This is a genomic window from Sulfobacillus sp. hq2 (assembly GCF_002903155.1).
In the GTDB taxonomy this organism is placed as follows: Bacteria; Bacillota; Sulfobacillia; order Sulfobacillales; family Sulfobacillaceae; genus Sulfobacillus; species Sulfobacillus thermotolerans.
On record NZ_NWUL01000048.1, the window covers coordinates 141,946 to 164,179 of the forward strand.

The 22,234-nt window shown below is 53.8% G+C and carries 22 protein-coding genes, 1 pseudogene and 1 riboswitch; of the genes and pseudogenes, 4 read left to right on the top strand and 19 right to left on the bottom strand.

Annotated features, from left to right (window positions below; translation table 11 throughout):
- Positions 1-10: 10 nt before the first annotated feature.
- From lepB to smc, 11 genes are all read right to left on the bottom strand, one after another.
- Positions 11-529: a signal peptidase I gene (lepB, locus tag CO251_RS16510; RefSeq protein ID WP_103376899.1), complete on the bottom strand. Its 519-nt coding sequence runs from the start codon at positions 527-529 to the stop codon at positions 11-13.
- Positions 530-595: 66 nt separating this feature from the next.
- The gene (rplS, locus tag CO251_RS16515; protein WP_103376900.1) at positions 596-937 is read right to left on the bottom strand and encodes a 50S ribosomal protein L19; all 342 of its coding nucleotides are present in this window, start codon (positions 935-937) and stop codon (positions 596-598) included.
- A 65-nt stretch (positions 938-1,002) separates the two neighbouring features.
- Positions 1,003-1,680: a tRNA (guanosine(37)-N1)-methyltransferase TrmD gene (gene trmD / locus CO251_RS16520; RefSeq protein ID WP_103376901.1), complete on the bottom strand. Its 678-nt coding sequence runs from the start codon at positions 1,678-1,680 to the stop codon at positions 1,003-1,005.
- Entirely contained in the window at positions 1,680-2,219 is a 540-nt protein-coding gene (rimM, locus tag CO251_RS16525) for a ribosome maturation factor RimM (RefSeq protein ID WP_158246402.1), read from the bottom strand. Before rimM ends, trmD begins: the two co-directional genes overlap by 1 nt.
- Positions 2,203-2,490, bottom strand: coding sequence for a 30S ribosomal protein S16 (rpsP, locus tag CO251_RS16530; protein ID WP_103376903.1), 288 nt, complete (start codon positions 2,488-2,490; stop codon positions 2,203-2,205). Before rpsP ends, rimM begins: the two co-directional genes overlap by 17 nt.
- 60 nt (positions 2,491-2,550) lie before the next feature.
- Positions 2,551-3,891 carry a signal recognition particle protein gene (ffh, locus tag CO251_RS16535; protein ID WP_103376904.1) on the bottom strand — a complete coding sequence of 447 codons (1,341 nt, stop codon included), beginning with the start codon at positions 3,889-3,891 and terminating at the stop codon, positions 2,551-2,553.
- Positions 3,884-4,240 carry a YlxM family DNA-binding protein gene (gene ylxM / locus CO251_RS16540; RefSeq protein WP_103376905.1) on the bottom strand — a complete coding sequence of 119 codons (357 nt, stop codon included), beginning with the start codon at positions 4,238-4,240 and terminating at the stop codon, positions 3,884-3,886. Before ylxM ends, ffh begins: the two co-directional genes overlap by 8 nt.
- A gap of 87 nt (positions 4,241-4,327) precedes the next feature.
- A complete protein-coding gene (locus tag CO251_RS16545; RefSeq protein WP_242968677.1) occupies positions 4,328-5,029 on the bottom strand; it encodes an HAD family hydrolase in 702 nt (233 codons plus the stop codon).
- Positions 5,007-6,230: a glycosyltransferase gene (locus CO251_RS16550; protein WP_242968678.1), complete on the bottom strand. Its 1,224-nt coding sequence runs from the start codon at positions 6,228-6,230 to the stop codon at positions 5,007-5,009. Before CO251_RS16550 ends, CO251_RS16545 begins: the two co-directional genes overlap by 23 nt.
- 83 nt (positions 6,231-6,313) lie before the next feature.
- A riboswitch (cyclic di-AMP (ydaO/yuaA leader) is annotated at positions 6,314-6,441 on the bottom strand.
- 34 nt (positions 6,442-6,475) lie between these two features.
- Positions 6,476-7,390 carry a signal recognition particle-docking protein FtsY gene (gene ftsY, locus CO251_RS16555; RefSeq protein WP_103376908.1) on the bottom strand — a complete coding sequence of 305 codons (915 nt, stop codon included), beginning with the start codon at positions 7,388-7,390 and terminating at the stop codon, positions 6,476-6,478.
- An 8-nt stretch (positions 7,391-7,398) separates the two neighbouring features.
- Positions 7,399-10,935 (bottom strand): chromosome segregation protein SMC, encoded by a 3,537-nt coding sequence (gene smc / locus CO251_RS16560; protein WP_103376909.1) that lies wholly within the window; start codon positions 10,933-10,935, stop codon positions 7,399-7,401.
- Between the two features lie 121 nt (positions 10,936-11,056).
- On the opposite strand from smc, the gene CO251_RS16565 reads away from it, so the two are divergent.
- The 4 genes and pseudogenes from CO251_RS16565 to CO251_RS16575 all read left to right on the top strand — a co-directional run bounded on the left by CO251_RS16565 (position 11,057) and on the right by CO251_RS16575 (position 15,320).
- Entirely contained in the window at positions 11,057-11,617 is a 561-nt protein-coding gene (locus CO251_RS16565) for a hypothetical protein (RefSeq protein WP_103376910.1), read from the top strand.
- Between the two features lie 675 nt (positions 11,618-12,292).
- Positions 12,293-12,358: pseudogene (locus tag CO251_RS18135) on the top strand (zinc-ribbon domain-containing protein); the annotation flags it as partial.
- Positions 12,359-12,361: 3 nt separating this feature from the next.
- Positions 12,362-12,715, top strand: coding sequence for a hypothetical protein (locus CO251_RS17280; protein ID WP_242968665.1), 354 nt, complete (start codon positions 12,362-12,364; stop codon positions 12,713-12,715).
- Positions 12,716-12,746: 31 nt separating this feature from the next.
- A complete protein-coding gene (locus CO251_RS16575) occupies positions 12,747-15,320 on the top strand; it encodes a PBP1A family penicillin-binding protein (RefSeq protein WP_103376912.1) in 2,574 nt (857 codons plus the stop codon).
- A 240-nt stretch (positions 15,321-15,560) separates the two neighbouring features.
- On the opposite strand, the gene rnc is transcribed toward CO251_RS16575, so the two are convergent.
- The 8 genes from rnc to fapR are packed head-to-tail and all read right to left on the bottom strand — an operon-like array spanning position 15,561 to position 22,161.
- The gene (gene rnc, locus CO251_RS16580; RefSeq protein ID WP_103376913.1) at positions 15,561-16,256 is read right to left on the bottom strand and encodes a ribonuclease III; all 696 of its coding nucleotides are present in this window, start codon (positions 16,254-16,256) and stop codon (positions 15,561-15,563) included.
- A complete protein-coding gene (fabF, locus tag CO251_RS16585) occupies positions 16,253-17,491 on the bottom strand; it encodes a beta-ketoacyl-ACP synthase II (RefSeq protein ID WP_103376914.1) in 1,239 nt (412 codons plus the stop codon). The genes rnc and fabF overlap by 4 nt, the downstream gene beginning before the upstream one ends.
- 56 nt (positions 17,492-17,547) lie before the next feature.
- The gene (locus tag CO251_RS16590; protein WP_103376915.1) at positions 17,548-17,790 is read right to left on the bottom strand and encodes an acyl carrier protein; all 243 of its coding nucleotides are present in this window, start codon (positions 17,788-17,790) and stop codon (positions 17,548-17,550) included.
- 17 nt (positions 17,791-17,807) lie between these two features.
- On the bottom strand, positions 17,808-18,548 hold the full coding sequence (gene fabG, locus CO251_RS16595; RefSeq protein ID WP_103376916.1) for a 3-oxoacyl-[acyl-carrier-protein] reductase: 741 nt from the start codon (positions 18,546-18,548) through the stop codon (positions 17,808-17,810).
- 46 nt (positions 18,549-18,594) lie between these two features.
- Complete coding sequence (gene fabD / locus CO251_RS16600; protein ID WP_103376917.1) at positions 18,595-19,548, bottom strand: ACP S-malonyltransferase; 954 nt, start codon at positions 19,546-19,548, stop codon at positions 18,595-18,597.
- A 17-nt stretch (positions 19,549-19,565) separates the two neighbouring features.
- The gene (locus CO251_RS16605) at positions 19,566-20,558 is read right to left on the bottom strand and encodes a beta-ketoacyl-ACP synthase III (RefSeq protein WP_103376918.1); all 993 of its coding nucleotides are present in this window, start codon (positions 20,556-20,558) and stop codon (positions 19,566-19,568) included.
- Positions 20,555-21,559, bottom strand: coding sequence for a phosphate acyltransferase PlsX (plsX, locus tag CO251_RS16610; RefSeq protein WP_103376919.1), 1,005 nt, complete (start codon positions 21,557-21,559; stop codon positions 20,555-20,557). The genes CO251_RS16605 and plsX overlap by 4 nt, the downstream gene beginning before the upstream one ends.
- Positions 21,556-22,161 carry a transcription factor FapR gene (gene fapR / locus CO251_RS16615; RefSeq protein ID WP_103376920.1) on the bottom strand — a complete coding sequence of 202 codons (606 nt, stop codon included), beginning with the start codon at positions 22,159-22,161 and terminating at the stop codon, positions 21,556-21,558. Before fapR ends, plsX begins: the two co-directional genes overlap by 4 nt.
- Between the last annotated feature and the right edge of the window lie 73 nt (positions 22,162-22,234).

Genomic DNA, 22,234 nt, shown 5'->3' on the forward strand with positions numbered 1-22,234 from the left:
TCCTTTCAGTTCAATGCAAAAGATGGAAATCACTTAAAGGCCACCACACCACAAACGCCTGGCCTTTAACATTTTTCATGGGCAAGAGACCAAAATACCGACTGTCATAGCTCTTGGGGCGGTTGTCGCCCTCAACCCATAAATACCCCGGCGGAACCTTCGTAGGGGGGACATTCATGGAAGTGCGGTATTTCAAAAAGGGTTCATGGTAACGATGACCATTAATATAGACGACGTTATTCTCCACGCTAATGGTATCCCCGGGCACTCCAATCACCCGTTTAATCCAATCTTGGCTTTTGATCACGGGCGAGCGAAAGACAATAATTTGTCCCGTCTTCGGGGTTTCAAAATCGTAAATGAGTTTGTTCACCAACACCCGTTCACCGGTATGTAAAGTGGGCAACATCGAGATCCCTTCGACCTCATAGGATTCAAATACAAACGTCCGTATGAGGAAGGCCAAAACCACGGCTATCACGATCGTCTCGATAACTTCCCAATAGCCCTTGCGGCGTTCCTTGGTCACGATCACAGCCCCCCAAAGCCTATAAAGATAGCGAAGACACCCGGAAATGAGTGCCTTCGCCACAAATTAGCGCCGTTCTTTAATTCGGGCTGCTTTGCCGCGCAACTTCCTCAAATAATACAACTTCGCTCGGCGTACTTTCCCACGCCGCACGACCTGAATGGATTCAAGCCGCGGAGAATGGAGTAAAAAGGTCCGTTCAACGCCGACCCCATAGCTGACACGACGCACAATGAACGTCTTGGACAATCCCGACCCTTTGATGCCAATGACGACACCCTCAAAATTCTGCACACGTTCACGGTTACCTTCGCGAATCTTTACCGCAACACGCACGGTGTCGCCTGGGCGAAACGCGGGAAGATCCGGTTTCATTTGCTCTTCTTCTAACAATCGAATGTAATCCAATATTTTTCCCCCCTTTACGGGCCAAATGACATTATATCATCCGAAGCATAGCGTCGCAAACGGCCCTACAACAAATCGGGACGGCGCTCGGCGGTTCGCCGCCGGGCTTGCTCAGACTGCCACTTGGCAATTTTAGCATGGTCACCCGATAACAACACGTCCGGAACCGCCTGATCCCGAAACACGCGCGGCCGGGTATACTGTGGGCCTTCTAATCCTCCAGCACCGCTAAAGGATTCTTGCCATGCTCCTTCGTCAGCACCTAAGGCGCCCGGTAACAGCCGCACAATCGCATCAATCATAACCATGGCCGGAATTTCTCCACCCGTCAACACCACGTCCCCAATGGAAACCTCTTGGCCGTGCACCATATGGATCGCGCGTTCGTCAATGCCTTCGTAATGTCCCGCCACGACAATCAGATGTTCAAGCTGGGCTAATTCACGAGCCATGGTTTGGTCAAAACGACGCCCTTGGGCTGATGTGACCAGGACCGTCGGCGCAGCAGCATGATGCACTGTGGCCCATTCCACTGCCGGCACGACGACATCTGCCCGAAGCAACATGCCAATGTTGCCACCAAACGGATAGTCATCGGTGACCCGGTGCGGCCCCACTCCAAACCACCTTAAAGGCACCCGGCGAATATCCACGAGGCCACGATCTTGAGCGCGTCGCACAATGCTGGTGGTCATGGGGCCTTCAAACATTTCCGGAAATAACGTGACGACTTGGATCACCATTACGAGAGATCCTCAAGCCCTGCCGGCACGTCCACTTCCATAATCCCCATATCCAAGTCCACACGTTTCACCACGGATTTCAGGGCTGGGACCAAAAGCGGAGCCCCCTCGTCGCGAGCGACTTCAAACACATCCTGATTGCCGCCTGTACGAATCACCTGCTGGATAACGCCAATCCGGGTATGATTGTGATAATCCCGTACTTCCAAGCCTTCGAGCTGAAACCAATAGTATTCTTGGTTTCCCAATGTAGGCAAGGAGTCAATAGGCACATATAAACCCGCTCCGCGCAAGAGTTCCGCTTGCTCCCTGGTGGCCACCGTGCGCAATTGCATAATCACGAGAGGTGGGCGCGGCGTGACACGCACTACGTCTTGGGGACCCATGAGGCCATCAATCCATACCGTTTTCCGTGACAACAAGCGTTCCGGAAAGTCGGTTGTCGGATACACCCGAAGTTCCCCGTGAATCCCATGCGGCGCCGTGACTTCCCCGACGCTTACAAAATCATCCCACTTACGACTACGCGTTTTTCTCATGTTTTTTGGCCTGTTTCGCCTCATGAATGGACTTCAAAATGCCCGCCTGCCGTAACAACGAGCGCGTCGTGTCCGTGGGCTGAGCGCCATTAGCAATCCACCGTTGGGCTTTTTCTTCATCAATTTTGACAACAGCAGGATCTTTGGTAGGATCATAGTACCCAATTTCGTCCAAGAACTTACCATCCCGCGGCGAACGCGCATCGGCAACCACTACACGATAAAAAGGATGCTTTTTGGCTCCCATCCGGCGCAATCGAATCTTTACCAATCGTATTCCCTCCTTTCCTAGGGGTCCCCTGGGGGATTCTGATTGATGTGCTCAAACGAATTAATGCAGATCGGGAAATCCTTTCAAGGGCAATTTAGGCATGCCCCGTTTCTTGCCCGCTTTCATCTGCTTCATCAATTTGCGCATATCGTTAAACTGTTTTAACAACCGATTGACCTCTTGCACCGTGGTCCCGCTGCCTTTGGCAATGCGAAGACGCCGGCTGCCGTCGATGATATCCGGTTTGCGGCGTTCCTGGATGGTCATGGAATTGATAATCGCTTCCACACGGTCCACCCCTTTATCATCGACTTGGTCTTTGTATTTGTTCAGAGCCCCCATGCCGGGCAACATTTCCATGACTTTGGACAGCGGCCCCAGCTTCTTCACCTGACCTAACATCGCTTGGAAGTCTTCGAAATTAAAGTCTTTCGTGCCAATACGCTTGGCGCGTTCCTCGATTTCGTCTTTGTCCAGCGATTGTTCGGCCTTTTCAATGAGGGTCAAGACGTCACCCATGCCCAAAATGCGAGACGCCATGCGGTCGGGTTGAAAGGGCTCGAGCGCATCCACTTTTTCACCGGAACCGACCAATTTAATGGGCAGCCCCGTGACCTGCCGAATGGATAACGCAGCCCCTCCTCGGGCATCCCCATCAAGCTTCGTTAGCACAACGCCCGTCAATGGCAACTTTTCCTTAAATGCCGACGCGACGCGAACCGCGTCTTGACCGGTCATAGCATCGACAACCAGCAAGGTCTCATGGGCGGGCAATGCCTCATGCATCTCAACCAATTCGGTCATGAGGGTCTCGTCCACGTGAAGTCGGCCCGCCGTGTCCACTAAGACAACGTCTTTGGCAAGTTGGCGACTTTTTTGCCACCCTTCTTGCGCCAGCTGAACCGGTGACAAGCCCGGCGAAAACACCACGGGGACATCAATTTGTTGACCTAAGGCCTGCAATTGGTCCACAGCCGCCGGGCGGTAGATGTCCGCCGCCACCATAAGGGGCTGGCGGCCTTGCTGCTTTAACATCTTCGCCAATTTTGCGGTCGTGGTGGTTTTTCCGGAACCTTGAAGGCCCACGAGGTAGATGACCGTTGGTGGATTGGAGGCCATTTTGATGCGCTCAACTTGACCGCCCATCAGGGTGGTCAGATGGTCGCGAACAATACGCACCACCCCTTGAGCCGGAGTGAGGCTGTCCAACACATCTTGACCCACCGCTTCTTCTTCAACCTGGCTTAGAAATTCTTTGACCACTTTGAAATTCACGTCCGCTTCCAGCAACGCAAAGCGTACATCCCGTAGCCCTTCACGGACATCGTCCGCCGTCAATCGGCCTTGACTACGCATCCGCTTAAACGTGGCTTGCAGCTTTTCGGTCAAATTGTCAAACATCGCCTCGGTCCTCCTCTCCCGCCAATTCGGCAATCCAGTGTAATGCTTGATCTTGCCATGTCCCAGCCGGTGCCGCTTCAACAGCCTGCCGGAGGTGTTCAAGCAGGCGAATTTGATGGTGCCGATGTTCCACTAAATGCAATGCCGCTTCAAACATTTCCAGACTTTTGGCCGTGCGGTTTAGCAAATCATGGATAGCCGTCCGCGTCACGTGGTGAGCGTCTGCAATCTCCATCAACGACCAGTCTTCCACATAATACAGTCGCCACACCTCTTGTTGGTGCTCGGTGAGCAAAGCCCCATAGTAATCGAAGAGGAGATTGGCGCGTTCTCGGTCTGGTCGCTGCATCTCACCACCGCCTTGCACCTGTAAAGCATTATTACTTAACAGACTGTCATATCATACGCATAAGGGGGACTCTTGTCAATGGCGCCCTCAGGACATCCATTGGCGCAGGGCATCTAGCACCCCAAACGCGCCGGGATATTGGGAGCGAATAATCCATTCGGGCAAACATTCGCGGACCCGAGGTTCGCCATTGGCCACAAGGACGCCCGGATAATGCCCATTTAACATATCGCCATCATTTTCGGCATCCCCGGCAACAAAACAATTTTCGGACTTCACCCTGATTCTTCGCAAAATATATTGCAATGCACGACTCTTTAACGCGGTACAGGGTAAAATGTCGAGGCGCAGTTCTTCAGGGTACCACAGCGTGCGCACCAGCAAGTGGTGTTCGGTCAAACATTGTTGCACCCGCGTTAACAACTGAGGATCCTCCAATTCGAAGGCAATTCGCCAATGAGAACTCCGCCCTCGGTAAATCACGCCCGATACTTCGCTCAAGGCCGAACGCAGTCGGCGCGGCGACCAATGGCGGCGCTGTTCAAAAGCCCAGACCTCGTCCGCTTCCAAATTCGGTCCCCAAAAAATATCAGCGCCAACGTCCGTCGCAATCGCCAAGGGGGTCGGAAAGCCATATCGGCAGATGATCGCATGCGCGTTGCTCAAGGTGCGGCCTGTTAGATAAATCACACCTAATTCGGGGTGCTCCATGAGATAGTCGCGAACCGCTTGCTCGCCACCGTGTCCAATTAATGTGCCATCAATATCAGTAGCCAACACTCGTTTCATGGTGGCCACTGGACGCCACCTCCTCATAGACCGTTTGGAGTCTTTGGGCCATATGATTCACCGTATGATGGCGTTGAACCATTTCTTGGCCGTTCATTCCCCATTGCCGCGCCTGGCTTGGGTTATTCCACAACTGTAACGCGGCCTCCCACAACTGGTCAATACGTGTACGGTCAATCAAAATCCCGTTAAATCCGGACTCGATCCAATCTTGAACACCCGGCACATTTGTCCCAATGACCGGGCAGCCGGAGGCCATGGCTTCTACCACGGCCATGCCCAATGTGGGCCCTTGATTGGGGGCAATCAGCGCCGCAGCCGATCCCATATAGATAGCAATGGCATGATGCGGTGTGGGACCGAGGAACCGAATGTGTTTGCCTAAAGGGCGCGCTAATTCGGCTAAGGTCGGATTGGTGGGGAGCCCTCCTAGAACCTCACCCGGGCTTCCTCCTACCACTAATAAGGTCAAATCGTCGGGTAATGGATGCTGTCCCATGACCTCCAGCACCTCTTTTATCCCCCGCCCCTCTTCTAACCGGCCAACGTAGAGCAAAGGCGGACGATAGAGGCCTAGTCCCCGGAGCAAGGGACCCGCGTCACGAACAAAAAAATTGGTAATGTCAACCCCAGGAGAGACCACGTACAAAGGGACATCAGGAGCTGTTTGATGAATCATTTCGCTCTCTTCTAAGTATGGCACTACAATGGCCTGGGCTTGCGTCAACAACTGCCGCTCCCATTGCATCCGTACCGGTGAAATACGGTCGCCCGGGCGCCTCGTCCACTCTGCCATTTTATAGGGCGAATGAATCCACGGCACTTGGAGCACTTCCGCCACCTTTTGCGCGACCATGCCCGAAATCCAAAAATGGCTGTGAATGGCGTAATATTCCCGGTGCTGGTCATTGACCCATGTCAAGACCTGATCCACTAATTGGTCCCGCACATTATGCCATTGATCATCCGACCAGACCCGATCTTCCCATCCGGTGAGTCGTATCACTTGTCCTAAATGCCCAAAGGACGAGCGTTCCGCCACTTCTTGACGTTGACGCACCGTCATCACATCGACCGCGTAACCTAAATGTTGCAAATTCCTGCCCATTTGGCGTACTAGGACTTGCTGACCACCTGTCTCCCCACCATCCAACGGATTTAAGGGATCGGCCCGCATAGACAACTGCAAAACTCTTTTCATCACCTTGTGGACACCTCCCTCATCACGGAGGGCAAGAAAAACCCCCCTAATTTCCCGGGGGGAACGAGAGATACCATGTCTTAACCTTGAGCCCCCTACGCCTGCGAAGTTAGCTGTCGGGTTCGGGCTCAGAGCCTGCCCGTTGCACCGCAATTCACCCCAAATCGAAATCGGTTCCTCCGCTTCCTTGAGAATTCGGCGTTTTCAAGGTATCTTCTAAGTATAGGATCGGTCTTTAGTACGCGTCAATCGCCTAAGATCGCGCGCACATAGCTGTCTGCATCAAACGGGAGCAAATCTTCCACTTTTTCTCCCACGCCCACAAAGCGGATCGGCAATCCCAATTGGCGCTTGATGGACAACGCTATGCCGCCTTTCGCTGTTCCATCCAGCTTCGTTAACACAATGCCCGTGACCTTGACCGCCTCTAAGAATACTTGCGCTTGGGCTAGCCCATTTTGACCTGTGGTCGCATCAATCACCAGCCACACTTGGTGAGGTGCCTGCGGACGTTCTCGTTGGATCACCCGAACCACTTTTTGCAACTCTTGCATTAAATTAGTCTTGTTATGCAGGCGGCCGGCGGTATCAATGATCGCTAAATCTTTGGACCGAGCGATAGCCGCTTGCACCGTGTCATAGGCCACAGCCGCAGAATCGGCGCCGGGCGCTTGCCGCACCACCTCGACCCCGGAACGCACGCCCCATTCTTGCAGCTGTTCCACTGCGGCGGCCCGAAAGGTATCAGCAGCCCCTAATATCACCTGATATCCTTGGCGCTTCATTAAGGCCGCAAACTTTCCGGCCGTCGTGGTTTTACCCGTTCCATTTACACCGACCATGAGCCAGATACTGGGTCTTTGGGGATCCAACAGTGACGGATCGGAAGGCACATCAAATAGGTCAACCATAATTTCCCGTAAGAGGTCCATGACGTCATCCGCATGCCGCGGGCGCCTGGTGCGGACAGCTTCACGCAAAGCCGCCGTCAGATATTCGATGGTGTCAACACCTAAATCTGCCTCATACAAAATTTCTTCTAACTCTTCCCATAGATTGTCGTCCCACTCTTTCCCGTGAAACAACGCGCGCAGACGTCCGCCCAAATTATTGCGCGTTCGACTCATTCCTTCTTTGAGTCGATTCCAAATTCCGGCCATGCCATCTCCTACCCTTCCGCCACCGCAGCATTTTGATCGAGCTTCACCGAAATTAACCGACTGCGACCTTGTCCATCGCCTGCAACACCCCATAACCCATCAGCAATGACCATCGTTGATTTATGATGAGTGACAATCACGTATTGCGTCGTACCATGATGGTTTTTGATATAGTGTGCCACTCTTTGCGCATTCGCCTCGTCCAAGGCTGCCTCGACTTCATCCAAAACCACAAAGGGCGAAGGGCGGACAGCAAGCAGTGCGAACAGCCAAGCAATACCGCCCAAGGCTTTTTCGCCTCCTGACAAGAGTGTCATCGTACTTGGTTTCTTCCCCGGAGGCTTAATCCATAACTCAACGCCTGGCTCCTCACCCGCCGTCCAGCGAAATCCTCCTTCGCCGCCAATCAACGCCCGGCATGCTTCTTGAAATGCCCGTTCCACTTGACCGGCCGTTTCCTCCAGCCGGGTATTGACATCGCGATCAATTTGTTCGAGAGTCGCCTGCACCTCATCTTTGGCTAATTGTACATCGCGGTACTCGTTCTCTAAATAGCTTAGCCGTTCCCCGAGTTGTGTGTATAGGGCAAAAACCCCCGGCTGCACGGGACCTACTTGGTCCATCTCCTTTTGGAGCGCTTCAATACGCAACTTGGCAGGACCCAATTCCTGATCCGACAACACTTCTTCTGCTCCCGCCTCATAGCCGTCCCACCGCGCCTCGGACTTCGCCAATTGCTGTTCAAGATAGGCCATGCGTTGCGCAATCTTACGTTCCTCCGCATCCATTGCCGCCTGCCGGGCCCGCAATTGTGACACTCGGCTGCCTAAAGCGGTCAGGGTCGCCCTGTCTTGAGCGAGCCTCTCGCGTTGCTGGCTCAGTGCCGCGTGAGTTTGCTCATGCTTATGGCGCGTATCGTCTAAAGCCTTATGCACCACGTCCAACTTGGTTTGGATGTCGTGCATCCGAGCCTCCATGCCGCCATGTTGCTGCGTTATCCGCATTTTTTCTGCGACAGCCCGTTCCCTCAAGTCCCATTGGTGTTTGAGGATCTCATGGCGTTGTTTGGCCTCAAGCACTAAAGCCTGGGCTTCTGACATGCGGTGCGCCGCTTCTTGCCACTGGGCCTGCACATCTTGAAAGTTCTGCTCGGCCGCTATCACCCTACTGCGCACGCTCTTTACATCTTGCGCCAACACCTTCGGATCATGCGTTCCCAATCCTGATAATCCCGCCAACAAGTGTTCGATCTGATCAAGGCGCAACCGGATGCGCGCATCTTCGGCTTGTATGCGTTCCATATCCTCGCGTATTTGACTCACCTGTTGGTGAGCCAAAGCTCGGTCCGCCTCTTGGCGCTCATACAGAGCTTTCACGTGGGTTAATCGGTTGGCAAGGGGCGTGATGCGCTCAGACACTCCGGGTCCCTGACGCCTGTCGCTGCCGCCGGAAATGGCCCCTCCTGCCAAAACCACTTGGCCGTCTAGCGTCACCATTTTATAGCGAAACTGGTGTTGACGGCCCACAGCAGGGGCCACCGTCAAGGACTCCAGTACCAATACCCGCCCGAGCACATGCGAGATAGCGGGGAAAAACGCGGGCTGAAATGTGACCATCGCCAGAGCCCAACCGTGGACGCCCAGCTGGTGTTCCAAAGCTTGATCACGGTCAGGTACAAGGGATGGCCGGATTTGATCCAACGGCAACAGCGTAACGCGTCCTGCTTTGTGCGCCTTGAGCCACTCGACAACCTGCCGAGCATGATGCTCCGTCTCGGTAATCAAGTGGTGTGCGGCAGCCCCCATCGCAACGTCCAACGCCAGCCGATAAGACGCCGCAATGTCTAAGACACTGGCGACCGTTCCCACGATACCTGACAATTGCCCTTGCTCGGCAGCTCGCAATACCGCGCGGACTGGCGCAGGCACCGCCTGCTGCTCTTGCTCCATAGTGCGCAGCGCTTTAATGCGTGCTTCTAATTCCCATGATTCTGATTGCAACCGGCGTGCTTCCGCCTCGCCGGCTGCATACCGAGCTTGAGGATCTTTGAGGCTTTGCGCTAACTGGGCCAGCGTTCGTCGATTAGCCTCTAAGGCTTGGTGTAACGTCTTTCGTTCTTCTTCGAGATGTCCAAGCTGGGCCAACGCTTGGTCTGTCGTTTGCGCTTGTAAAATGCCTTCCACGCGCGCTAATTGGCGTTCACTCTGTTGCAGTCGGCGCTGAGCCTCTTCTAGCGCCGCCTGCGCTTGGTCTCGCTGAGCACGCAAGACATGCACGGCATGTTCGTAATCTGCTAGCCTTTGACGGGCCATATCCCACGCTTTTTGGGCATCGGCCAGATCATCCATTGAGGGCCCTTCGTCATCTCCCATCGTCCCCATCTGCTCTGTAACGACACGAATTTGCCCTTGCAAGCCCTCACTTTCATGCTGATAGCCCTGCCATTCTGCTTCTAAGCGTGCTAACTGCGCCGAAAGGCTAAAAGACTCCTGCTCCAGCTGTCGTACCCGTTCTTGTTGCTGCGCTACTTGACTCTCCACAAAGACCCGCTCTTCTTCTACGCCTTGCAACGCTTTGTTCACGTCTGCCGTCTCTTGTTGCAACAAAACCCGCTGAGTGCGGATCGCATCAAGCGCTGTCTGCCACTCATGGCGATCGTGCATAGCTTTAACGTACTGCGTGTATTGATACCGGGCTAAAAGCGCCGCATGTTCGTGCTGCATCGTGAGATACGCCTGCTCGCGCAACGCCTCATCATGCACCAATTCCTGCTGATGTCGCACCTCCGCCATGAGGTCCGTCAAGCGCATCAAGTTTTTTTGCACGTCCCCAAGATGCTGTAACGTCTCTTTGCGGCGCACTTTATAGCGGGAGACTCCTGCAGCCTCTTCTAGTTGTTCAAGCCGTTCCCGCGGTTTCATCAACAAAGCCTCGTCGACCCGCCCTTGCCCGATAACGGCGTAGTTAAAACGGCCGACCCCGCTGTCCAAAAACAGGTCCACCACATCTTTCAATCGGCATGTGCGCCCATTAAGCAAATACTCGGAATCCCCGGAGAGGTAATAACGACGCGTCACCGTGAGCACTTCGGGCCATTTTTCCATCTCACCGTCATGGTTATCGAACGTGAGGACTACCTCAGCAAGTTTTGCTCTTTGACCCTTGCCTCCCACGTGGAGCAAGTCATCCCACCGCTCGGCCCGCAATTCTTTCACCCGCTGTTCGCCCAAAGCCCAGCGAATTGCATCTATGACATTACTTTTGCCGCCGCCGTTAGGCCCCACAATCACGGTAATACCCGGCGACAACACGATACGGGTGTCTTGCCCAAACGATTTAAATCCATAGAGGCTTATCGTTGATAAATGCATAGAAAAAATCATCCATTCCCGGCAGTCTGAGGCATTAGTGGAAATCATTGTACCATATCGGTCCCGTTTCAGACGACGAAATCCCATGTCGCTTTCTTTGGTATTATTTGCCTCGATTCGCCAAAAGCCGTGGATTAAGGCCCATAAATTACCACGCTCCAGGGGGGATGACAACGCGCTAATTTCCTGTATATTTAGTAAAGCCGTAACTCATGGATAAATAAGCCGATTTTGGCAAAATCATCAGGGATATGGCGAAACTCAATAACACGACGTTGTCAGGAGGAGACTATCAGTGGATATCGTAAGAAAAATGGCGCATATGATTTTAGAAGACCCGTTTTTAACCGCCGGGGACCTTGCTAAGAAACTCGGCTACGCAGAAGAGAAGACGATTTATTATTGGTTGTCCAAAGAAAACTATCCCGGACTGCAAGCCTTTAAACGTGCCGTGATAGCCGGTCGCTATATCATGCCTCCCCTTAAGGCGCGTGAATCGCATAGTGCCTATGGCCGGATTCCCTTATTAGAGGGATTTGATGAAAATGGCGCCGCGATTTTGACGACAGATTCGCTCTCTGATGATATGTCCGCCAATGTGCTCGGCCGCTTCGCATGGCATTACCATGGGCCCCAGCAGGGTCCGATTCAAAATGGTGACATGCTGTTACTCATCAAGTTAGAGCCCTCGGACCGGGCAAAATGGGTGTTAGCGGGCGCTCCTCGCACCCCCACTGTTCTCATGAAAATCATGGATGGAGACACCGTGGTGTATGTGCATCCGGAAACCTACGAGCCTGCCACCGTGCCGGCTCAGCTTCACGGAATTGTCCAAATTATTCGTGCGATGGTTTGAATGTGTATCTAACCCGTTGTACCAGGCGACCAGTCGACTTTTTTGCCCTGCGTCCCGTGCGACGCTGCGTTTGACTTGATGCCCTATGTGACTATCTCACCCTAGTGCGTTCCTTGTATCAAAGGAGCTTGGGTTTTGTGCGCCCCAGTGTCTTCAATAGGCAACACAAGCATCGTCTATTCCACGCAGTTCGGGCCTAGGCCAAAGGGTAGTGCGGCCATCCGCATCGTGATCCGTCTTGATGGCGGGCACGGAAGCCCGAAGTTACCCCATTGATAAGGAGGGTCCCGCCCCATAGGGGCCCTCCTTACTTAACAGAGGACGCTACGATCACCAGTGCAATAGGCACCCATTCCTTTTGGGACCTTAAATCAGATTCCTCTCCCTCCATTTATATTTACATGCTTTTAAAGATAGAAAGATGCTCTAACGGCTCACGCTTAAGCGCTGTAAGCCCTTCATGCACTTTAGCCGTTGGGCTTGTGTTATGCGCTTCGCGACCCACACCCGCTCTGGAAAGACGGACCAGCTCGTTCTCGAAATGATTTGTGCTACAATGATCTGCAATTAACCGAATGGGATGCGAGAGAATGGCGGACACGGCGCAAATTTCCCGTTGGACGCTTCGAATGATATAGTGAGCGTTAAAAGAACTCTAAGGCGAGGGATGACATCGTGTATTGCCGTCACTGCGGCGACCAGATTCCAGTTGATAGTATGTTTTGTCCCAGTTGTGGCAAAAACTTGCTACCTGACGATCCTGCGCCACAGGCTCAGGCCAGTCCCAGTGCCGCAACCAGCTCACCACGTACGCCTGCGCCATGGATGACATGGTGGCAAAGCGTGCCTTGGCGACGTTACCGAAATGTGCTGTCCGGCGTTATCCAACTGAATGCATCTCGTCTACGTGCCGCGTGGACGCTGTCTCAAATTCTATTTGTGGCGAGTGCCGCGTTTTCGATTGTCGGGTTTGTACTGAGTATGTTTCAGGTCGTACAGGGTCTTGCGTGGCTGCTGTTCGGCCTTGTCCTAGGGCTTAGCGCCCTTTATACCAAAGGTCCGCCGCATCAAGGAAATCCCCCATCTCTAGGGGGTTAAGTCAAGTATTTCAAGGAGATGACAAGATAGCGTGCGTTGCCCCAAATGTGGTCAAGAAAACACTGCCGGTTCGGCATTTTGCCGATTTTGCGGAAGCAAGCTGTCTGCGCCCTCAAAAAAGCGCCGCAAGCCGGCGTCTCCCTCCTCTGGTCCGGTGGCTAAAACCTCTTCCCCGTCCAATGACACAAAGGCGCAAGGCGTCAAACGGCGAATTCGCTGGGGGCGGGTGGCTCTTTTAGCGACCGTGGGAATATTAGTGGCCGGCTTCGGTTACGGAGGATATATTGGCTATCAAGCGTGGCAAACCCTGCCCTCGGTACAGTCAATGGTCTCTCTTCAGGCGATGGGACAAGATTCCGTGATTTATGATCGCTTTGGTCAACCGGTGGCGCGACTCCACGGCACGGTAAACCGTGTCAACGTGCCGTTGTCTGAGATTTCTCCGAATCTCCAACATGCCTTGGTCGCCATTGAAGACCACAGCTTTTATACCAACCCGGGCTTTGACATTACTTCCATTCTTCGAGCTGCCTTTGTGGACATCATTCATCGGCGCGCTGTTCAAGGGGCGAGCACCCTGACCGAGCAGTTAGCCAAAGACCTATACTTGAGCGATAAAAAGACGCTGGTGCGCAAGGCTCAGGAATTTATGATTGGCCTGGAATTGGCTCACACCTACACCAAGCAGCAAATCTTAGATATGTATCTTAATGAGGTCTATCTCGGCGATGGCGCCAGCGGCGTGTATTCCGCGTCGAAGGCTTACTTTGATGAAACGCCATCGCAATTGACGTTGGCCCAAGCGGCTATGCTCGCGGGTCTTCCTCAAGCGCCATCCTTATATGATCCCCTCGTTAACCTGAAATTGGCCAAACAACGCCAACTGCAGGTGCTCAATGCGATGGTGAAGTACGGATATATTAGCAAAGCGCAAGCCAACCAGGCTTATGCGGCGCCTCTGAACTTGCACCCAGTGGCGGTCAATTCCGCCAACAGTCAAATCTATCCGTATCCTTGGTATGTCGACAAAGTGATTCAAGTGCTCGAACAGCAAGGCTTTTCCGGGACACAAATATTTGATGGCGGCCTAAAAATCTATACCGCTTTAGACCCGACCATTTACAATATTGCGCAAAACGCGGTCGATCAGACCATGAATTATAATTTTGGGCCGTCTCAATCCCCCAATCCCACCTACCAGGCGGCAGCCGTGGTCGAAGATCCCCACAACGGAGATATCTTGGCTGTAATTGGAGGCCGCACATTCAGCCAACCGTTTATGGAAGACCTGGCGACTAATCCGTCGGTGCAACGGTCCACGGGGTCCTCGATTAAACCGCTTCTCGAGTACGCACCCGCGATTGCCAAGGGTTACACCCAAATGTCTGTGATTCAAGACGTCCCGATTTTTCATGTTAATGGCCAGTGGTGGCCGCATAATGACAACCACCTCTACCGGGGCTATTTAACACTGCGTGACGCCTTGGCCATTTCCGACAATGACGTGGCCGTCCACTTGCTCCATGATATTGGCTTGGATTACGGGTATTATTTCGCCAAGAACAAATTTGGGTTGCCCCTCACCACTGCGGACTTGCATGCAGGACTTGGCATCGCCATTGGCGGTCTCAAAGAAGGCTTCAATGTCTTAGAAATGACTCAAGCTTACGCCACGTTCCCGAATAACGGCGTGCGCATGACGCCGATTTGGGTGACGAAGGTGGTTAATCCAGATGGCGCGGTGGTCTTTCAAGACTCGCCCCACGGAACCGTTGTGCTGACCCCACAACAAGACTACATCATGGAGAAAATGATGGAACGGGTTATGGACCCCAACCCCATTCCCAGTATTGGGCCGGGGAGTGATGCGACGGGCATTAACTTAGGCATTGGCCGGCCAGCGGCCGGTAAAACCGGTACCAACAACGGTGAGGCCGACGCTTGGTTCTTGGGCTATACACCGCAGCTCATGGTCGGCGTCTGGGAAGGGAATCGCAAAGGCGAATATCGGCAACCCGCGACGCCCAATGGTCCGGCCTATGGCGACGTGGCGGCCGGCCCTATCTGGCAAAAAATCATGGAGCAAGTGGATGCCCAAGAGCATCTCCCTGTTGAACATTTCCCACGACCGAGTGGAATGGTTTACCTCAATGACATCAGCATCACCTCGGGAAAAATCGCTAGTCAATATGCCCCTCCGCAAGACGTGGAAGGCGCTTGGTTCATTAAAGGGACACAACCAACCACCATTGGCGATACGCATTATCCGGTCAAAGTTCTGGCCCGCAATCCCAATGAATTATGGCAGCAAGGGTGTGGAGCCTATGTGACAACGATAGCTTTACGCAGAGAGTCCGATTGGCATCCTGGGGGACCCTATATCTGGGATTCGCGCTACTGGGCTCCCACCAAGATGTGTACACCGTCAACGGCGCCATCCAAGACGTCTCCGTCGACGTCGCCGTCCAGTTCACCGTCCTCGCCTTCGGCCACAGCGGCCCCGTCCACGCCGTCGACGCCACCCTCGTCACCTGCATCCTCCATCCCCCCAGCGCCCGTGGTAGCCCCATCGCCCATCACGGCGCCATCGGGCGGAAAACCTTAATAGGCGTCCCCTCTCGGAGATTGTCAAACGATCCACATAACGTACCGCCAAGCTCGCCTAGGTCCATGGACAAGCTTGGCGGTACGAATTCTTGACGCACACTAACCCCAAAGCTCAATAGTGAAGATCTGCCCTGACCCGCTCCCAAAAAAAATAATCCGCGCAAGCCAATAGCTCGGCGGATTATGCGGCCTTATCATGAGAGAATTCTGGCAATCGATAATATGAGGTTCCTAGGCGCTATGGCGGTGGGAGCGAGCCCTCCTGCTCGGCCATCAACTGCTTTAAGGCCAGACGCGCACTTTGTTGTTCGGCTTCCTTTTTACTATGCCCAATCGCGCGCCCAATCGGCACCCCACCTACGGACACTTCTACTTCGAAACTTTTAGCGTGGTCGGGCCCATAGGACCCGACCACCTCATAGGTAGCTTCTTCGCCTCGGCGACGCAACCATTCGTTCAACGCGGTTTTGTGGTCGCGTCCGGTCTCTCGTTCCTCAACGCCCGTCAACGCAAACCGCAACACCTCGAGAATAAACCGCCGCGCTTGCTCCAGGCCTCCATCCAGATAGATGGCGCCAATGATCGCTTCCATAGCATCCGCCAACAAGGAATGCTTTGTGCGTCCACCACTGCGTTCCTCACCACGCCCTAAGCGCAAATAGGACCCGACGTGCAAATTCGCCGCAGCTTCTGCCAACGTCGCCTCACAAACAATAGCCGCCCGGCCCTGACTTAGTTGTCCTTCAGTCCACCGCGCATTATTGGTATAGAGCCATTCGGTCACGACAAGCTGCAAGACGGAGTCACCCAGAAACTCTAAACGCTCATTATGGGTTTCCTTACGGAAACCCTCATTGGCGTAAGACGAATGCGTCAATGCTTGTTTAAGAAGATTTTGGTCCTTCACCCACTGCGATAAGTCATTGGGATTCATGAGACATACTCCCGTGCGACAATTGCCGCATTCTGCCCCCCGAACCCGAATGCATTGGACATCACCACATGAACGGGGCGCTGTTGAGGAGTGTTAGGTACATAATTCAGATCACAATCATCACTCGGCTCCATTAAATTGACCGTCGGAGGAACCGTTTGATGCTTGATAGCCAAGATCGATGCGATAAGCTCCACAGCGCCTGCCGCGCCCAAAAGATGGCCTGTAACCGACTTTGTGGACGATACCGCTAAACGATACGCATGCTCCCCAAACACTTCTTTTATGGCCAATGTTTCCGCTAAATCGCCCTTTTGGGTCGATGTGCCATGCGCATTAATATAGTCCACAGCATTGGGGTCGATATCGGCGTCCCTCAGCGCCCGGCGCATGGCTTGCGCCGCCCCACGTCCTTCTGGATGTGGTTCCACCACATGAAAGGCGTCTGCGGAACGGCCATATCCTACCAGCTCCGCATAGATGCGGGCATTGCGCGCCTTAGCATGTGACAAACTCTCTAACACCAAAAACCCCGCGCCTTCACCCATCACAAAACCGTCACGCTCTTTATCAAAAGGGCGACTGGCATGCACGGGATCATCATTGCGTGTAGACATGGCTTTCATGGCACAAAAGCCCGCGAACGCGATGGGCAACAGGACCGCTTCCGAACCTCCTGCCAACATCACATCGGCTTCGCCGTACTGGATCGCGCGCAGCGCATCTCCAATGGCGCTCCCAGACGACGCGCAAGCGGTCACCAACGTCACATTAGGCCCTTGCAAGTTGAAACGCATTGCGACTTGCGCCCCGGCTATGTTAGCAATCATCTTCGGGATAAAGAACGGGCTGACCCGACCAGGCCCCTTCGTCAGCAAAATTTCATGCTGCTCCGTAAGCGTTTCCATGCCGCCAATCCCAGTACCTGCGGCAACACCTGAGCGCTCCGGATCCACGTCATGCAACTCCGCGTCGTCGTAAGCATCCTGTGCCGCAGCCACCGCCATTTGCACAAACCGGTCCATATGCCGCGCTTCTTTTTTCTCAACATATTTCAACGGATCGAAATCGTGCACCTCAGCGGCTATACGCGTGGGAAAGTCAGACGCATCAAATCTGGTGACAGGGCCAACACCGCTCTGACCACTTATGAGGCCAGCCCACAACGTTTCTAGAGTTGATCCTACCGGAGAAACCACTCCCATGCCCGTGACTACTACGCGTTCCCGCTGCATTCGCTGCTCCCTCCCCCAGTGTCGGGGCATTGACGCCCCGTCCCCAGGGCCATTAGTTAGGCGTTTTCCCGAATATATTCCACAGCATCATTCACCGTGGCAATTTTTTCGGCTTCATCATCTGGAATTTCCAGACCAAATTCCTCTTCTAACGCCATGATTAATTCCACGATATCTAAAGAATCGGCACCTAAATCGTCAATAAACGAGGCTTCGGGCACGACTTCTTCTTCATCCACACCTAATTGGTCCACAATAATCTCTTTAACTTTGTCAAATACCTGGTCTTTGTTTGCCACTACCTACACCCCCAAAATTAGTCCATTACTAGTCCGCCATCGACAACCAATGTCTGGCCCGTAATGTAATCCGCCTGAATGAGAAACCATACTGCATCTGCCACATCTTCCGGTCGCCCTGCGCGCCCAAGCGGCACCTGGCTAATCAATTGGTTATACGCCTCGGGTGCCATTTGATGGGCCATTTCCGTGTCAATAAGGCCGGGTGCGACCACATTGGCTGTAATTTGCCGAGACGCCACTTCACGGGCTACTGACCGCATCAGCCCAATTACGCCGGCTTTGGCGGCTGAATAATTGGCTTGGCCAGCATTCCCGATCAGTCCCGCGATTGAAGAGATTGTCACGATTCGCCCAAAGCGTTGCTTGAGCATCGGCTTTAATGCCGCACGCGTACAGGCAAAAACGCCGGTTAAATTCGTCGCAATCACACGGTCCCAATCGTCCATTCGCATCCGCAGCACTAACGTGTCCCGCGTGATGCCAGCATTATTCACCAGAATATCAAGATGACCCCAGTCTTTCAGCACTGCATTGACCAGGTCTTGCGCCTGGTCTGCATCAGAAACATCCGCAGGGTACAGAGCGCATTGGCCGCCATTGGACCGGATCAGATCATGGGTTTCTTGTGCCGCAACGGCGTTGCCACGATAATTGATTGCAACAGCGATCCCTTGTTGGGCTAATTTGAGGGCGATAGAGCGACCGATGCCTCGCGAGGCACCCGTCACTAACGCCGTTCGTTGCTCCCAAGACACCCGCAAACCCTCTTCCTATCGTCATATAGCTACCAGGCGATAATTCTTAGCTATTATAGCCTGGCCCCTGGGCGAGTTCAAGAGCTTTGCGCAGACTGCCCTCGTCTTCTACATTACCGACTTTTTGACGGCGGTCAATCTTTTTCAGCAAACTACTTAAACTACGTCCCGGTCCGAACTCTAAAAACCCTGTGACGTTCATGCCAATCGCCTTCTCGACACTTTGTTGAAAGCGAACAGGATGAGAAACTTGGGTAATCAAGCGCGGAATGATCTCGCTGGGCTTTTCGCAAAGTTCAGCATCGACATTGGCAATCACCGGAAAGGCAGCCGGTGTTAATGGCACGGTAGCCAATGCCTTGGACAACACCGCGCCCGCGGGTTCAAGCAGACGGGAATGAAAGGGAGCCGATACCGCGAGCCGGATGACTCGGGCACCTTGAGCACGTGCCAATTCCTCAACCCGCTCGAGACCGGCCACTAAACCCGATACAACAATTTGACCTGGCGCATTATAGTTCGCCGGCTGCACCCATGCAACCGCAGACGCCTCTTCGCACAAAGCCTCAACGTCGCTCGCCATAAGTCCCAAAATGGCGGTCATTCCGCCTAACCCGCGGGGCACCGCTTCTTGCATCGCCTGTCCCCGAATGCGGGTGACACGTGCGGCGTCGGCTAAGGACATGACGCCCGCCGCCACGTAGGCGGAATATTCTCCTAAGGATAACCCTAGTCCCAGCGCCACGGGAAGATCGGGAAATTCTTCATGAAAGGCCCGCCAAGCCGCCACGCTTACTACCAAAATGGCCGGCTGCTGAATCTCGGTATCTTGGAGGCGGGATTCAGGCCCATTGAAAATGATGTCCGATAAGGCATAGTGTAACGCGTCGTCTGCCTCTTCAAATGTCCGTTTCGCACTCAACGAGGCATCCCACAAGGGCCGTCCCATACCTACATATTGCGCCCCTTGCCCCGGAAACATCACTGCCCAACTACTCATCACCATCGTCCTCCTTGTTACCGCCCCCACCGAATCACATTCGAACCCCACGTTAATCCCGCACCAAATGCGCACAGCACGACCACGTCATCGTCGTGGACCCGACCTTGTTCCCGGGCTTCTTGTAGCGCCAATGGAATGGTGGCCACCGAGGTGTTTCCATAGCGGTCAATATTGACCACCACGCGGGAGGGGTCGAGTTCAAAGCGCCGCACCGCCGCGTCGATAATTCGCAAATTCGCCTGATGCGGTACGAGCAGGTCCATCTCCGAAACAGCCAAACCGGCCTTTTTCAGCCCTTCTTCAACAGCCTCTGGCATCGCTTTCACCGCAAACCGAAAGGTCTCATTGCCGTTCATCTTGAGATAGTGTTGACGCGCCGCCACGGTCTCCTCAGATGCAGGCAGCATGGAACCGCCGGCAGGCTCAATCAATAGATCGCCTCCGCGCCCATCCGCTTGTAAATAGGAAGCCAAAAGACCCCGTTGGCTTCCCTCCTTGCCTTGGAGCACAAAGGCGCCCGCTGCGTCCCCGAACAACACCGCCGTCGTGCGGTCTTCATAATCCGTAATGCTTGTCAGTTTGTCAGCTCCAATTACCAGGATGTTGTGATAGGCCCCACTTTGAATCAAAGCCGACGCCATTTCCATCCCGTAAATGAGACCTGTACAACCGGCTTGAATATCGACCCCGGGGATGGGCTTGGTGGTCAGTTGATGCTGAACGCGCGCGGCGGTCGAAGGAAAAATGGTATCGGGGGTATTGGTGGCACAGACGATAAAATCCAAGTCGTCGGCCGTAATGCCCGCATCTGCTAATGCCCGGATACTCGCTCGCGTGGCCATAACCGACGTGGTTTCATCAGGCGCTGCGATATGGCGTTCTTTAATCCCCGTCCGGGTGACAATCCACTCATCGGAGGTATCCACCATTTGTTCCAAATCTTGATTGGTTAAAATCTTTTCAGGGACATACGTACCGAGTCCCGCTACGATGGCTCTTGTGGTCATTGATTCGCCTCTTCCTCTCTGACACGCTCACGAATACGGTCCTGCGTGTGCTTGTGACAATAGCTGTATGCCAAGGTGATTGCGGTATGAAAAGCCCTTTGTTGACTAGCCCCATGAACCTTGTACACAATTTGATCCAGGCCCAAAAGAGGAGCGCCGCCATATTCTTCGTAGTCCATGCGCCTCTTCAACGCCATCAGGCCATCTTTCAACATCCACGCCGCAATTTTCGTCTTGAAGTTGGCCAACAAGACTTTTTTGAACTCGCCCATCAAATCCCGCGCTAAACCTTCCGTCAGTTTGAGCGCAATGTTTCCGCTAAATCCGTCCGAAACCACAACATCCGCTCGCCCTTGTAACAACTCGCGCGACTCAATGTTGCCCACAAAATTCAGGTCGGACTGTCTAAGACGCTCATAAGTCTCACGAGCCAAAGGCGTCCCCTTTCGAGGCTCTTCGCCCACGTTTAACAGTCCCACGCGCGGATTTGGAATACCGTAGACTTCTTGACAATAATACGCACCCATCACGCCATATTGCACCAATTGACTCGGCTTGGGATCCAAATTGGCGCCCACATCGAGCAATAGCACACCCCAACCTTTCATCACGGGCAGCAGCGCCGACAGCGCGGGACGCTCAATGCCCGGCATCCGTCCAATGATAAAAAGGCCTGCGGTCATCAAAGCGCCGGTATTGCCTGCGGAAATCACAGCCATCGCCTCTTGCTGCTTCACCAATTTAATGGCTTGCACCATCGATGAATCAGGTTTCCGGCGCACAGCTTGAACAGGTGCTTCGCCCATGCCAATCACGTCCGGTGCATGGTGTAAAATCAATCGGGTCTGCCGCGGTTTATCCCTCAGTAACGGCTTTATTCGGTCAACATCACCGACTAAGACAATTTCCAGATCCCCAATCTCCTCGAGCGCGCTGAGCGCTCCCTGTACGGGAGCCAAAGGCGCGTTGTCGCCACCCATCGCGTCGACCGCGATTTTCACGAAAGAGCCCCCTCCTTGTTATCCATCGAGACCTTGGCTTTTCCGTCGAAGGGATCGGTCAGCACAACAAACTTGCCGCGAAAAACCGTAACGTCCCCCACGCGGCTAATCACCAAAACCACCCAACGGTGCCCTTGCCTGCGGATGACCTCTGCCCCCGCGATAATTTGTTGTCCCGCATGCACCATGTTTTTAAACTTAGCATTGGCCAATCCTGTGACCGCCATCGCCCCATCGACGACGGCTAGAGCCAATGAATCCGCTTGGGCAAAAATAAAATGAGACTGCACCACCCCGGACTGGGCAAACGCCATAGATTCGTCGGTCCGCAGCAGTGATCGTCCACTCTGGCCAATCACCAGGTCAATCAAGTCGCCTACCATGTCTTGCCGTTTTAAGGTCCGGGTATGCACCACACTTAACCGGGCCAGTCCTTCTGAACGCAAGCGGAGCTCCGGTATGCCGAGATGCAGTCGGTCCAAGCGTATCGTGGGCACACTGACGCTAAAGCGTTGTGCTAAATCCTCGTCCGTCTGCAAAGGGTTTTCTCGAATGGCTTCCGCCAACTTCCGCTGCCGTTCGACGCGATTGAGCCGAGCCATGCGCCACCCCCCACTTGTGATGAAATAATATCACTAAGTCATAAATATGGCGATAAAAAGATTCCATGACCAA

Excerpts from the sequence above, each read along its gene's own strand:
- fapR (WP_103376920.1), bottom strand. The coding sequence starts at position 22,161 with ATGGCTCGGCTCAATCGCGTCGAACGGCAGCGGAAGTTGGCGGAAGCC.
- CO251_RS16605 (WP_103376918.1), bottom strand. The coding sequence starts at position 20,558 with ATGACCACAAGAGCCATCGTAGCGGGACTCGGTACGTATGTCCCTGAA.
- ffh (WP_103376904.1), bottom strand. The coding sequence starts at position 3,891 with ATGTTTGACAATTTGACCGAAAAGCTGCAAGCCACGTTTAAGCGGATG.
- trmD (WP_103376901.1), bottom strand. The coding sequence starts at position 1,680 with ATGGTGATCCAAGTCGTCACGTTATTTCCGGAAATGTTTGAAGGCCCC.
- ylxM (WP_103376905.1), bottom strand. The coding sequence starts at position 4,240 with ATGCAGCGACCAGACCGAGAACGCGCCAATCTCCTCTTCGATTACTAT.
- CO251_RS16550 (WP_242968678.1), bottom strand. The coding sequence starts at position 6,230 with ATGAAAAGAGTTTTGCAGTTGTCTATGCGGGCCGATCCCTTAAATCCG.
- rnc (WP_103376913.1), bottom strand. The coding sequence starts at position 16,256 with ATGAATCCCAATGACTTATCGCAGTGGGTGAAGGACCAAAATCTTCTT.
- fabD (WP_103376917.1), bottom strand. The coding sequence starts at position 19,548 with ATGAGTAGTTGGGCAGTGATGTTTCCGGGGCAAGGGGCGCAATATGTA.
- rimM (WP_158246402.1), bottom strand. The coding sequence starts at position 2,219 with ATGAGAAAAACGCGTAGTCGTAAGTGGGATGATTTTGTAAGCGTCGGG.
- ftsY (WP_103376908.1), bottom strand. The coding sequence starts at position 7,390 with ATGGCCGGAATTTGGAATCGACTCAAAGAAGGAATGAGTCGAACGCGC.
- CO251_RS16545 (WP_242968677.1), bottom strand. The coding sequence starts at position 5,029 with ATGAAACGAGTGTTGGCTACTGATATTGATGGCACATTAATTGGACAC.
- fabF (WP_103376914.1), bottom strand. The coding sequence starts at position 17,491 with ATGCAGCGGGAACGCGTAGTAGTCACGGGCATGGGAGTGGTTTCTCCG.